The organism is Sphingomonas sp. HMP9, from assembly GCF_013374115.1.
GTDB lineage: Bacteria > Pseudomonadota > Alphaproteobacteria > Sphingomonadales > Sphingomonadaceae > Sphingomonas.
In genome coordinates, this window is the sequence record NZ_AP022673.1 from 1225431 (window position 1) to 1238474 (window position 13044).

The 13044-nt window shown below is 65.3% G+C and carries 12 protein-coding genes and 1 tRNA gene; 11 read left to right on the plus strand and 2 right to left on the minus strand.

All coding sequences use genetic code 11. The annotated features are described in order from the left end of the window. Positions 1-12 precede the first annotated feature (12 nt). On the minus strand, positions 13-2262 hold the full coding sequence (parC, locus tag HMP09_RS05365) for a DNA topoisomerase IV subunit A (RefSeq protein WP_176499516.1): 2250 nt from the start codon (positions 2260-2262) through the stop codon (positions 13-15). Between the two features lie 125 nt (positions 2263-2387). Here parC and HMP09_RS05370 point away from each other — a divergent pair, with 125 nt between their 5' ends. The 6 genes from HMP09_RS05370 (at position 2388) to purQ (ending at position 7318) form a co-directional block, all read left to right on the plus strand. Beyond that, positions 2388-3308 (plus strand): alpha/beta hydrolase family protein, encoded by a 921-nt coding sequence (locus tag HMP09_RS05370; RefSeq protein ID WP_176499517.1) that lies wholly within the window; start codon positions 2388-2390, stop codon positions 3306-3308. Next, positions 3305-4519 carry a kynureninase gene (kynU, locus tag HMP09_RS05375; protein ID WP_176499518.1) on the plus strand — a complete coding sequence of 405 codons (1215 nt, stop codon included), beginning with the start codon at positions 3305-3307 and terminating at the stop codon, positions 4517-4519. The genes HMP09_RS05370 and kynU overlap by 4 nt, the downstream gene beginning before the upstream one ends. A gap of 287 nt (positions 4520-4806) precedes the next feature. Beyond that, a complete protein-coding gene (locus HMP09_RS05380; RefSeq protein WP_232090692.1) occupies positions 4807-5442 on the plus strand; it encodes a hypothetical protein in 636 nt (211 codons plus the stop codon). Positions 5443-5625: 183 nt separating this feature from the next. Continuing rightward, on the plus strand, positions 5626-6405 hold the full coding sequence (gene purC / locus HMP09_RS05385; protein ID WP_056050712.1) for a phosphoribosylaminoimidazolesuccinocarboxamide synthase: 780 nt from the start codon (positions 5626-5628) through the stop codon (positions 6403-6405). Beyond that, positions 6406-6636 carry a phosphoribosylformylglycinamidine synthase subunit PurS gene (purS, locus tag HMP09_RS05390; RefSeq protein ID WP_176499520.1) on the plus strand — a complete coding sequence of 77 codons (231 nt, stop codon included), beginning with the start codon at positions 6406-6408 and terminating at the stop codon, positions 6634-6636. A gap of 13 nt (positions 6637-6649) precedes the next feature. After that, on the plus strand, positions 6650-7318 hold the full coding sequence (gene purQ, locus HMP09_RS05395; RefSeq protein WP_176499521.1) for a phosphoribosylformylglycinamidine synthase subunit PurQ: 669 nt from the start codon (positions 6650-6652) through the stop codon (positions 7316-7318). 103 nt (positions 7319-7421) lie between these two features. Here the strand turns inward: purQ and HMP09_RS05400 are convergent, their stop codons facing one another. Next, positions 7422-8177 (minus strand): queuosine precursor transporter, encoded by a 756-nt coding sequence (locus tag HMP09_RS05400; RefSeq protein WP_176499522.1) that lies wholly within the window; start codon positions 8175-8177, stop codon positions 7422-7424. A gap of 61 nt (positions 8178-8238) precedes the next feature. Here HMP09_RS05400 and HMP09_RS05405 point away from each other — a divergent pair. The 5 genes from HMP09_RS05405 (at position 8239) to HMP09_RS05425 (ending at position 13001) form a co-directional block, all read left to right on the plus strand. Next, positions 8239-8315: transfer RNA gene (locus HMP09_RS05405), tRNA-Arg, on the plus strand. 360 nt (positions 8316-8675) lie between these two features. Further along, positions 8676-9845: a fumarylacetoacetate hydrolase family protein gene (locus HMP09_RS05410; protein WP_176501588.1), complete on the plus strand. Its 1170-nt coding sequence runs from the start codon at positions 8676-8678 to the stop codon at positions 9843-9845. Positions 9846-9866: 21 nt separating this feature from the next. Continuing rightward, positions 9867-10634, plus strand: a complete 768-nt coding sequence (locus HMP09_RS05415; RefSeq protein ID WP_176501589.1) for an SDR family NAD(P)-dependent oxidoreductase — start codon at positions 9867-9869, stop codon at positions 10632-10634. Between the two features lies 1 nt (position 10635). After that, on the plus strand, positions 10636-11526 hold the full coding sequence (locus HMP09_RS05420; RefSeq protein WP_232090694.1) for an SMP-30/gluconolactonase/LRE family protein: 891 nt from the start codon (positions 10636-10638) through the stop codon (positions 11524-11526). Positions 11527-11585: 59 nt separating this feature from the next. Then, positions 11586-13001, plus strand: a complete 1416-nt coding sequence (locus HMP09_RS05425; RefSeq protein ID WP_176499524.1) for a sugar porter family MFS transporter — start codon at positions 11586-11588, stop codon at positions 12999-13001. The last annotated feature ends 43 nt before the right edge of the window (positions 13002-13044 follow it).

Below are 13044 nucleotides of genomic sequence, written 5' to 3' on the forward strand. Positions count from 1 at the left end.
CTTTCTCATCCATTATCCGAACCGATTGTCGCGCGGGAAGCCGGTCGGCGGCATCCGGCCCGCAGCACCGCGCGCCGCGCGCCATGGCCCCAGGTCCGATTCGGTCCGGGTCCGCCCGGTACCCCCGCCCATCGCCCAACTCAACCCGTCCGCGAACACGAACGTGATCGCATCCGCCAGCCCGCCATCCCTGTAGCGCTGCAACTGCAGCCCCTGCCCGCGCGTCATCTCGACCAGCTCGGCCAGCGGAAACACGAGCATCTTGCGGTTGTCGCCGATCGCCGCGACGTAATCGTCGTTGGGGCCGATCGGGCGGACGATCTTCAGCTGCGCTCCCGGCCGCGGGGTCATCACGGTCTTGCCCTTGCGCGTCTCGGCGATCACTTCGGCGCTGCTCACCGAGAAGCCACGGCCGTCGGTCGCCACCACCAGCAGTTTCGGATGCCGGCTCGCGGGCAGTAGCGCGACGATGCCGACGCTGCCGTCGAGGTCGATCATCGCGCGCACCGGCTCGCCGAAGCCGCGCCCGCCCGGCAGCTTGTCCGCCGCCAGCGTGTAGAACCGCCCGTTTTCGGCCGCGAGCAACAGCTTGTCGGTCGTCTGCGCATGGAACGCGAAGGCAGGGCCATCGCCTTCCTTGAACTTCAACGCCTCCAGGCTCGCCAGGTCGTTGTGCCCCTTCATCGCCCGGATCCAGCCGCGCTGCGACAGGATCACGGTGATCGGCTCGCGCTCGATCATCGCTTCCAACGGGATGTCGCGCGTCGGCGCATGTTCCTCGATCGTCGTCCGGCGCTTGCCGAGCACCGTCTCCAGCCCATAGCGATCGCGGATCTTGGCCATGTCGCGCTTCATCCGCGCGCGCTGCTTCTTCGGGTCGGCCAGCAGCGCGGCGAGCGTCGCCTGCTCCTTGTCGAGCTTGTCGCGCTCGGTCTTGATCTCGAACTCTTCGAGCCGCCGCAGGCTGCGCAGCCGCATGTTCAGGATCGCCTCGGCCTGGCGATCGGTCAGCGCGAACTCGGCGATCATCACCTTCTTAGGCTCATCCTCGGTGCGGATGATCTCGATCACGCGGTCGAGGTTCAGATACGCGATCAGATAGCCGTCGAGCAGTTCGACCCGGTCGGCGATCTTGGCGAGCCGATGCTCGGTCCGCCGGCGCAGCACCACGAACTGGTGATCGACCCACGCCGCCAGCGCTTCGCGCAGGGACATCACGCGCGGCGTGCGATCCTTGTCGAGCACGTTGAGGTTGAGGCTCACCCGCGTTTCGAGGTCGGTCAGCCGGAACAGCCCGTCCATCAGGATCTGCGGATCGACCGTGCGGCTGCGCGGCTCGAGCACGATACGGATCTCGGTATCCGATTCGTCGCGCACATCGGCAAGGATCGGCAGCCGCTTGGCGTTGATTAGATCGGCGATCTGCTCGATCAGCTTGCCCTTCTGCACGCCGTACGGGATTTCGGTGACGATCAACTGCCAGCCGCCGCCCTTTTCGCGCTCGGTCTCCCAGCGCGCTCGTACGCGAAAGCCACCGCGCCCGGTCGCATAGGATTCGCGGATCACCGCGGGCGGATCGACGACCAGACCACCGGTCGGGAAGTCGGGGCCCTTCACATGCTCCAGGATCGCCGCATCGTCCGCGTCGGGCGTATCGATCAACACGATCGCCGCCTCAAGCAACTCGGCGGCGTTGTGCGGCGGGATGCTCGTCGCCATCCCGACGGCGATGCCGCTCGCACCGTTCGCCAGCAGATTGGGGAACAGCCCCGGGAACAGCTCGGGCTCGTGATCCTCGCCATTATAGGTCGGGCGATACGCGACCGCGTCCTCGTCGAGCCCGTCCATCAGGTCGATCGCGACCTGAGTCAGCCGCGCCTCAGTATAGCGATAGGCGGCCGCGTTATCGCCGTCGATGTTGCCGAAATTGCCCTGCCCGTCGACCAGCGGGTAGCGCATCGCGAACGACTGCGCCAAGCGGACCATCGCGTCATAAACCGACTGGTCGCCATGTGGATGGTACTTACCGATCACGTCGCCGACGACGCGCGCGCACTTCTTGTACCCCTGCGCCGGGTCGAGCTTGAGCAGTCGCATCGCCCAAAGAAGGCGCCGATGCACCGGCTTCATCCCGTCGCGGACATCGGGGAGCGACCGCGCGGTGATCGTCGATAGCGCATAGACGAGGTACCGCTCGGACAACGCGCTGTCGAACGGGGCATCGACGATGGAGTCGAACGGGTCTTTGAAATCGGTGGCCATTGCCGCCAGCGATAGCAGTCAGAAACGAAACGATCAAAGCATGAACGTGCAGCGCGTCCCCCGCGCGCGCAGGCGGGGCGATATGCCCGCATGACGCGGCCGATCCCGCCCGCTACACCAACGCAATGATCCGCCTTGCCTTTCTCGCGTTCGCCGCTCTGTCCACGCCAGTCGTGGCGCAAAATTCCACAGCCCCACCGCCCAAGCTGCTAACATGGCCAGACCTGACCAAGCGGCCGAAACCGGTGCCCGATGCGACCGTCGACTATGGCACCGACCAGATGCAGAAGGTCGATGTCTGGCTGCCCAAGGGCAAGGCCAGGGGACCGGTCCCGGTGGTAGTGATGGTCCATGGCGGTTGCTGGACGACTAGCATCGCCGATCGCAGCCTGATGAACTGGATCGCCGACGACCTTCGCAACGCCGGCATCGCGGTCTGGAACATCGACTATCGCGGCGTCGATCGCATCGGCGGCGGCTATCCCGGCACGTTCGCCGACGCGGCGATGGCTACCGACCAACTCGCCGTCAACGCGAAGAGGTTCAACCTCGACACGCGCCGCGTGCTCGCGATCGGCCATTCGGCGGGCGGCCACCTGGCCTTATGGCTCGCCGCCCGCCGGAAGCTCGCCGCGTCGAGCGCGCTCTCCACGGCGCACCCGGTCCGCATCCGCCACGTCATCAGCCTTGGCGGCCTGCCCGATCTCGAAGCCACGGCTGCAAACGCGGACAATGGCTGCGGCACCGACGTCGTCGCGAAGCTCGTCGGTACGCCCACCCCGCAGCATCCGGACGTGTATGCCGACACCTCGGTCCCGCGCCTCCTGCCGCTCGGCGTGAAGCAGGACCTGATCAATGGCCGCGAGGACCGGATCATCCCCTTCGTCATGGCCACCGACTATGTGGCCAAGGCCAAGGCGGTGGGTGACACCGCCATGCTCCACACCATCCCCGCGACCGGCCATGTCGAACTGATCGCGCCTGAGACGCCCGCATGGGCCGACGCCAAGCACCTGATCCTGTCCTATTTCGGGAAAACCAAGTGACCCTCGAAGACGCTCGCCTGCTCGACGCGACCGACCCGCTCGCCGGGTACCGCAACCGGTTCGCCCTTCCCGACGGCGTGATCTATCTCGACGGCAACTCACTCGGCGCGCTCCCCAAGGCGACCCCAGCCGCGCTCGCCGACGTCGCCACGCGGCAATGGGGCGAGCGGCTCATCCGCAGCTGGAACGAAGGCTGGATCGATGCGCCCCAACGGATCGGCGCCAAGATCGCACCCCTGATCGGTGCGGCCGCGGACGAGGTCATCATCGGCGACACGACCTCGACGCATCTGTTCAAGGCATTGGTCGCCGCTCTGCGCAGCACCCCGAACCGCCATACGGTCCTCAGCGAAGCCGGCAACTTCCCGACCGACCTGCACATCGCGGAAGGTGCAGTCGCCTGCGTCCCCGGCGCGCGACTGAAGGTGGTCGCGCGCGAAGACCTCGCCGACGCGCTCGACGACGACGTTGCGGTGCTTCTGCTCACGCACGTCCACTACAAGACAAGCGACCGCTTCGACATGGCCGCCTGGACAACACGCGCGCACGATGTCGGCGCAATGATGCTCTGGGACTTGAGCCACAGCATCGGAGCAGTTCCCATCGACCTAAACGGCGCGAATGCCGATCTCGCGGTCGGCTGCACCTATAAATACCTCAACGGCGGGCCCGGCGCGCCTGCGTTCCTCTACGTCGCCAATCGCTGGCAGGACGCATTGGCCAGCCCGTTGTCCGGCTGGATGGGCCACGCCGCGCCGTTCGCGTTCGAGGATGCCTACCGCCCCGCGCCCGGTATGAAACGCTGGCTCGCCGGCACGCCTGCGATGCTCTCGACCGCCGCACTGGAGACCGCGCTCGATCTCTGGGTCGACATCGACCAGCATGCCGTTGCCAAAAAGAGCGCGGCACTCTTCGATATCCTGGCCGCCGCCGGCGATGCGCTGGGCCTCGCTTGTGTCAGCCCCCGCGATCCGGCCAAACGCGGCAGCCATATCAGCTTCCGCCACTCGCACGCCTATGAACTCACGCAAGCCCTCATAGCGCGCGGCGTCGTCGGCGACTTCCGCGACCCCGACATCCTTCGTTTGGGCCTGACACCCTTGTACCTGAGCCATGAGGACGTTTGGCGTGCAGGCGAGATAGTGCGCGAGACGATAGAATCCGAACGCTGGCGCGACCCCGTCTACGCGCAACGGCTCGCCGTGACCTGAGCACGCTTGACGGTATATCCTAGCTAATCGATAGTGTTTCGATCGATTACGGGAGACTATCGATGAAGTGGTTTGTGACCGGCGTTATCGCGTTATCCTTGGCGGGGTGCAGCAAGGGCCCTGAAAGCAGCGCGGGAGAGCCTGATATTGCAGGCAATTCTGTTGCTGGAGTCGCATTCGACTATAGCTATGACCTGGCACTTCCCTCGTCCCGGATCTCGGATCTTCAGGAGGAGCATGCCCGTTCCTGCGAACGCCTTGGCGCAACACGCTGCCGCATAACGGGATTGCGTTACACGGTCGGGCAACAAGGTGACGTCAGCGCAAGCCTGTCGGTCAAGATCGCCGCCCCCTTGGCACGCGCTTTTGGTCGAGCTGGCGTGAAGCAAGCGGAGAGCGTCGGCGCGACGTTGACGGGTGCTGATATCAGTGGAACCGATGTCGCTACGGCCGCAGCGGCGACCGCAACCGAGCGGACGGACGTCGCGACCGAACGCGCTCGGATCGACCGCGAGCTGGCACGCATCGATCTATCCCCTCGCGAACGGGCCGAACTCCGCCAGCAACAGGCGATGGCGCTGGGTCAGGCCACGACGGCGGCTGCGACCGCAGCCGGACAGCGCGACAGCCTCGCCAACACGCCGATGTCGTTCGACTATACGACAGGACGGGGGACAGGCCTGGTCGATCGTCTGCGAGACGCCGGCGACACCGCGCTGGGCTCGATCGGCCTGACCGTCACGGCACTGCTCTGGGTCTTGGCCGCACTCGGTCCGCCGCTGGTCGTGATCTTGCTGGGCGTCCTGGTTTGGCGGCGCTGGATCCAGCGTTGGTGGACGAAATTGTCCGCGCGCGTCGATCGTCGACTCAGCGGACCGCTCGCGACGAACCGTGACGCCATGTCGTCCCCCTCTCAGCGGTGACGTCCCAGCGATGACGTCGCAATGAAGGCGGTGGGCAGTTTTCAGGGGGCCGTCATGCGCCGCGATTGCACCCCCCGCACCCTTCGCCTATAGGCGCGGCCTATTCCGGCCTCGGCTTCGCGATGCTTTTCGCGTAGGCCGGGGCCGCTCGATTTTCACCGCTTGATTTCCAGGGGACCGCGCATGGCTCGCCGCCGCCAGATCTACGAAGGCAAGGCCAAGATCCTCTATGAGGGTCCCGAGCCGGGCACGCTGATCCAGTATTTCAAGGACGACGCGACCGCGTTCAATGCCCAGAAAAAGGGCACGATCAACGGCAAGGGCGTGCTCAACAACCGGATTTCCGAGCACATCTTTACGCTGCTCGATCATATCGGCGTGCCGACGCACTTCATCCGCCGGCTCAACATGCGCGAGCAGCTGATCCGCCAGGTCGAGATCGTCCCGATCGAGGTCGTCGTGCGCAACGTCGCCGCCGGCTCGATCTCGACCCGCCTCGGGATCGAGGAGGGCACCAAGCTGCCCCGCACGATCATCGAATATTACTATAAGGACGATGCGCTCGGCGATCCGATGATCTCCGACGAGCACATCGCCGCGTTCGGCTGGGCGAGCCAGGAGGAGATGCACGACATCGCCGACCTCGCGATCCGCGTGAACGATTTCCTGTGCGGGCTGTTCGCCGGCGTCGGCATCCGCCTCGTCGACTTCAAGCTCGAATTCGGTCGCATCTTCGACAACGACTTTGGTCGCATCATCCTCGCCGACGAGATCAGCCCCGATGGCTGCCGCCTGTGGGACATGGAAACCAACGAGAAGATGGACAAGGATCGCTTCCGTCGCGATCTCGGCGGCGAAGTCGAGGCCTATCAGGAGGTTGCACGCCGCCTTGGCCTGTTGCCCGAAGGTGCGGACAACGCCGTCCTCGACCTCGAAAAGCATCGCAAGAACCGGGGCAAGTAAATGAAACTCAAGGTTTTCGTGACATTGAAGCCCGGCGTACTCGATCCACAGGGCCGGGCAATCCACCATGCGCTGGGCAGCCTCGGCTTCGAGGGCGTGCAGGACGTCCGCCAGGGTAAGCTGATCGAGATGGAAGTCGCCGACGATACCGACGACGCGACGATCGACGGCATGTGCCGCAAGCTGCTCGCCAATACGGTGATCGAGAACTACCGGGTCGAGCGGGCATGAAGGCGGTATTGTCATGAAGACTGCGGTCATCGTCTTCCCCGGCTCCAACTGCGACCGCGACATCGCCGTCGCGCTGGAGGCGGTGACCGGCGTCAAGCCGCGCATGGTCTGGCACGCTGATGCGGACCTGCCGGCGGACGTCGGGCTGGTCGCGGTGCCCGGTGGCTTCTCGTACGGCGATTACCTCCGCTCGGGCGCGATCGCGGCACGATCGCCGATCATGCGTGCGGTCGTCGAACAGGCCAGCAAGGGCCTGCCCGTGCTCGGCATCTGCAACGGCTTCCAGGTGCTGACCGAGGCGGGGCTGCTCCCCGGCGCGCTGATGCGCAACGAGGGGCTGAACTTCGTCTGCCGCGACGTCGCGCTGACCGTCGAGACCGCGCAGTCGACCTTCACGGCGGGCTACAAGGCCGGCGAGCGCGTGTCCTTCCCGGTCGCGCATCATGACGGCAATTATTTCGCCGATACCGAGACGCTCGACCGTCTCGAAGGCGAAGGCCGCGTCGCGTTTCGCTATGCTGAAAGCGTCAACGGCTCGGCGCGCAACATCGCGGGCCTGGTCAACGACAAGGGCAACGTACTGGGCATGATGCCGCATCCCGAGCGGCGCGTCGAGGCCGCGCACGGCGGTACCGATGGCCGACGCCTGTTCGAGGGTCTGATGGAAGCGGTGGGCGCCTAACCCTTACCCGTTCCCCCCGCGAAAGCGGGGGCCCAGGATACCACCCGCAGCGCTCGTAACCCTGGACTCCCGCCTTCGCGGGAGAACGGATGGGGCGCGAGACTCAAACCCGAGTCCGGAACGGCGAGAAGTCCGTCCCCTCGTCATACACGTCGACCCCCTCGGCGCGCTTGAGCCACCCGACCACCAGATAGGTCAGCGGCGTGAGCAACACCTCCCACGACACTTTGAGCAGGAACTGGCTGACCATCACCATCAGCATCGCCTCGACCGGCCAATCCGGCGCGCCGTAGAAAGCGAGCGGGTAAAAGATCAGGCTGTCGAACGCCTGCCCGACGACCGTGCTGCCGATCGTGCGCGTCCATAGCATGCGCCCCCTGGTCCAGATCTTCATCCGCGCGAGCACGAAGCTGTTGGCGAATTCGCCGACCCAGAAGGCACAGATCGAGGCGAATACGATCCGCGGCACCTGTCCGAATACGGACTCATACGCCGCCTGCCCCGTCCACCCGGCGTCGGGCGGCAGCGCGACAACGACCGCGGACATGAACACCATGAACAGCATCGCGCCGAACCCCGCCCAGATGCAGCGTCGCGCATACGCATAGCCATAGACTTCGGTCAGGACGTCTCCGATCACGTAGCTGACCGGAAAGAACAGAATGCCAGCGCCAAACGGCCAAGCACCGATGAACGGCAGGTCGATGACCGCGCGCTTGCCCGCACCGATCACGTTCGACAGCAACAGGATCGTGACGAACGCCGCCATCACGAAATCGAAATAGCGAAACTGCACGCCGCCGACCGCGCTTGCCGTAACCGGCTCAGGCCCCTGCGCGTGATCCGTATGAATATCCATGACCGGCGTTATGATCGAGGTTCCAAGCCTGCACAATCCGCGCTAGTCGTCGCCGCAGCGCGCGCCCGTAGCTCAGCTGGATAGAGCAAGGAGCTTCTACCTCCTCGGTCGGGGGTTCGAACCCCTCCGGGCGCGCCAATTCCCGACAGCCTACCGTGCCACCTGTACTGATCGCGGTCGCCGCCTGCCGTCCGAGTCCGGCGAGGTCGGGCTTAAACGCGGCCAGCTAGCGCTCGGCACGCGTCAGCAGCGATTATGATACCGATATCATTGGTCATGGCGGCTGGGCCGCAACAGACCTTGCCCGGACCGGCCTGATCGATCGACAGCATTACCATACAGGCAAACTGTGACTTTTCATTTGTAAGACGAATAATGTAGATTTACTGGTATCGAACATAGTGACGCTAATTCGTTGGGGGGACAGCGTTGCGATTGAGGGCTTGACGCTGTCGCTACGCAGAATACGGTACCGCTAACAAGTCTGGAGGGGATTACATCGTGGAGATCGCATTCGCATCGGCGTGGGCATTGCCCGCCGATTGGGAACAGGCGGCGTTGCTTGGTCGAGTCGACCTAGGCGAAGGCCCCACCCCGGTGATCGTGCAGAGCGGTCGCGTGTATGACATGTCCGCTATCGCCCCGACGGTCGCCGATCTGATCGCGGGCGGAAATTTCGATACCACCGCCGGCACCGATCTCGGCCATCTGGACGCGCTGCACCTTTCCCCCGCAGCCGATGCGAAGACGCGGCTGTTGAGTCCCATCGACCTGCACGTCGTCAAGGCATCGGGTGTCACCTTCGCGGTGTCGGCACTCGAGCGCGTGATCGAGGAGCGCGCCCGCGGCGACGCCTCAGCCGCAACCGCGGTGCGCGCCCGACTCGAAGAGCGTGTTGGTGGCAGCATCCGCTCGGTCGTGCCCGGCTCCTCCGAGGCGGCCGCGCTGAAGGCTGCGCTGATCGAAGACGGCATGTGGTCGCAATATCTCGAGGTCGCGATCGGCCCCGACGCGGAGATCTTCACCAAGGGTCCGACGCTGTCGACGATCGGCTGGGGTGGCGAGATCGGCATCCGCTCCGACTCCACCTGGAACAACCCCGAACCGGAGGTGGTGCTCGTCGTCGACAGGTCCGGCAAGACGGTCGGCGCAGCGCTCGGCAACGACGTCAACCTGCGCGATTTCGAGGGGCGTTCCGCGCTCCTGCTCGGCAAGGCCAAGGACAATAACGCGTCCTGCTCGATCGGGCCGTTCATCCGCCTGTTCGACGAAAGTTTCGGCATGGACGATGTTCGCGCCGCGCAGATCGCGCTGACGATCGAAGGCGCGGACGGCTACCGCCTCGAAGGCAGCAGCTCGATGGACCAGATCAGCCGCGATCCCGAGGAACTCGTCCGCCAGGCGATGAGCGAGCATCAGTATCCCGACGGTTTCGTGCTGTTCCTCGGCACGTTGTTCGCGCCGACACAGGACCGCGACGAGCCGGGTCGTGGCTTCACGCATGCGGTCGGCGACGTCGTGACGATTTCCAACCCGAAGCTGGGCGCGCTGGTCAATCCGGTGACGACGTCGAAGGACGCCGCACCTTGGAACTATGGGATTGGCGACCTGATGCGCAATCTCGCCAGCCGGGGCCTGCTCGGACATACCAAGAATCAAGGGGCGTAACGCGTGTTGCAGAAGACCGAAATGGCCGACCAGACGGCGATCTATCCAAGCCTGAAGGGCAAGCGTGTCCTGATCACCGGTGGCGCGTCGGGGATCGGTGCCGGTCTGGTCGAGGCGTTCGCCCGCCAGGGTGCGCATGTCGCATTCGTCGACATGGCCAAGGACGCGGCGGAGACGTTGATCGAAACGCTGACGCCCGACGTCGCGACCGCGCCGATCTTCCTGCCGCTCGACCTGCGCGATATCGAGGCGCTGAAGACGACGGTCGCGACGATCGAGGATCGCCTCGGCGGGATCGACGTGCTGATCAACAACGCGGCCAACGACGATCGCCACACGATCGAGGAGATCACGCCCGCCTATTGGGACGAGCGGATGGCGACGAACCTGCGCCACCTGTTCTTTACCGGGCAGGCCGTCGTGCCGTCGATGAAGCGCGCCGGCGGCGGCGTCATCCTGAACTTCGGTTCGATCTCATGGCATCTCGCCTTGCCCGAACTGCTGATCTACCAGACCGCCAAGGCCGGCATCGAGGGCATGACCCGCGCGATGGCGCGCGATCTTGGCGGCGACGGCATTCGCGTCAACACGATCGTCCCCGGCAACGTCGAGACGCCGCGCCAGCTGAAATGGTACACGCCCGAAGGCGAGGCCGAGATCATCGCGGCGCAATGCCTAAAGACCCGTGTCCAGCCTGCGGACGTCGCCGCGCTGGTCCTGTTCCTGGCCTCGGACGATGCGCGGATGTGCACCGGCCACGACTATTTCGTCGATGCCGGGTGGCGCTGAGATGAGCCGCGAGCTCCCTGTCGCGATCACCGCGCAGAGCATCTGCGACGTCGGCGCGACGCTCGGCGAAGGTCCCATCTGGGTCGCGCGCGACGCAGCGCTCTGGTTTGTCGATATCAAGGCGCCGCATATTCACCGCTTCGATCCGGCGACGGGCACGCTGGACACCTGGGACGCGCCCGACCAGACCGGCTGGGTGATCCCTGCCGACGACGGCGCCTTCCTCGCCGGGGTTCGCGGAGGCCTTCACCGGTTCGATCCGGCGGCCGGCACGTTCGACAAGATCGCGACGGTCCACGCAGAAACGCCTGGCAACCGCCTCAACGACGCCGCGCGTGATCCCACGGGCCGAATCTGGTTCGGAACGATGGACAATGCCGAGTCCGAAGACACCGGCCATGTCTATCACTGGCATGGCGGCGAACTGACCAAGACGGACATCCCGCCCGTGGCGATCACCAACGGCCCCGCGATCTCGCCCGACGGCAGCACGCTGTATGCGGTCGACACGCTGGGCAAGCGCATCCATGCCTATCCGATCGACGCCGCCGGCAATGTCGGCGAGCCGCGCCTTTTCCTGACGATCGGCCCCGACGATGGCCACCCCGATGGCGCGATCTGTGATTCCGAGGGCGGCGTGTGGGTCGGGTTCTTCGGCGGCTGGGCGGCACGCCGGTTCGCGCCGGACGGCAGCTGCACCGACATCGTCCACTTCCCGGTCTCGAACATCACCAAGATCGCGCTTGGTGGCCCCGACGGTCGTACCGCCTATGCGACGACCGCCGCCAAGGGCCTCGACGACGACGCGCGCGCAGCCCAGCCGCTGGCCGGGAACCTGTTCACCTTCCGCGTCGCCGTACCCGGCGTGCCGGTCGATCCCATCACCCTGTAACGCCCACCAATTTCACGACAAACGCCGCCGTCAGAGCGTCGTCACGGAGAGGAAAACCAATGACATTAGCGGCAGATTCCGCGCCCCAAGTGAACCGAGCCCTGATCGCGATGATCGTCATCGTCGCGACCATCGGCGGGTTCATGTTCGGCTATGACTCAGGCGTCATCAACGGCACGCAGGCGGGCCTCGAGAGCACGTTCGCGTTGTCGTCGCTCGGCACCGGTTTCACGGTCGGCGCGATCCTGATCGGTTCGTCGGTCGGTGCGTTCATGGCCGGGCGACTCGCCGACAATCTCGGCCGTCGCAACGTCATGATGATCGCTGCGGTGCTGTTCATCGTCAGCGCGCTCGGCGCGGGCGCCGCGACCTCGGCGACGATGTTCGTGCTCGCGCGCATCGTCGGTGGCCTCGGCATCGGTGCCGCCAGCGTGCTCGCGCCGGTCTACATCTCCGAAGTCGTCCCCGCCAACGTGCGAGGCCGGCTTTCGAGCGTGCAGCAGATCATGATCATCACCGGCCTGACCGGCGCGTTCATCGCCAACTGGTATCTCGCCCGCATCGCCGGCTCCTCGACCGCGTTGTTCTGGCTCGATTATCCGGCATGGCGCTGGATGTTCTGGATGCAGGTCATCCCGGCCGCGATCTACCTCGTCACGCTGTTCCTGATTCCCGAAAGCCCGCGCTTCCTGGTCCTCAAGGGCCGGTACGACGAGGCGCAGGTCGTTCTCACGCGCCTGTTCGGTGCCGCCGAAGCCACGCGCAAGGTGGCGGAGATCCGCGGCTCGCTGTCGGTCGATGCGCACCGCCCCAAGCTGTCCGACCTGATCGACAAGGCGAGTGGCAAGATCCGCCCGATCGTCTGGACCGGCATCGGCCTCGCGATTTTCCAGCAGTTCGTCGGCATCAACATCGTGTTCTACTACGGCTCGGTGTTGTGGCAGTCGGTCGGCTTCAGCGAGAGCGACGCGCTGCTCATCAACATCCTGTCGGGATCGCTGTCGATCATCGCCTGCCTGCTCACCGTCGCGCTGGTCGACAAGATCGGCCGCAAGCCGCTCCTGCTGATCGGTTCGGCCGGCATGACCGTCGCGCTGGCGATCGTCGCGATCTGCTTTGCCAGCGGCGCGATCGTCGAGGGTTCGCTGCATTTGTCGGATCGCAACGGCCTGATCGCGTTGGTCGCGGCCAATGCGTATGTCGTGTTCTTCAACCTGAGCTGGGGCCCGATCATGTGGGTGATGCTCGGCGAGATGTTCCCGACGCAGATCCGTGGTTCGGGTCTGGCCGTCGCGGGCTTCGCGCAGTGGTTCGCCAACTTCACGATCTCGGTGAGCTTCCCGACGATGGCGATCTCGCTCGGCCTGTCGGTCACCTACGGCTTCTACGCACTGTCCGCGTTCGTCTCGTTCTTCTTCGTCTGGAAGATGGTGTCGGAAACGCGCGGCCGCGAGCTGGAAGACATGGTGGGATGATGTTGACCGCCGGACCGCGATTTCGGTCGGGGTCCGGCGATAG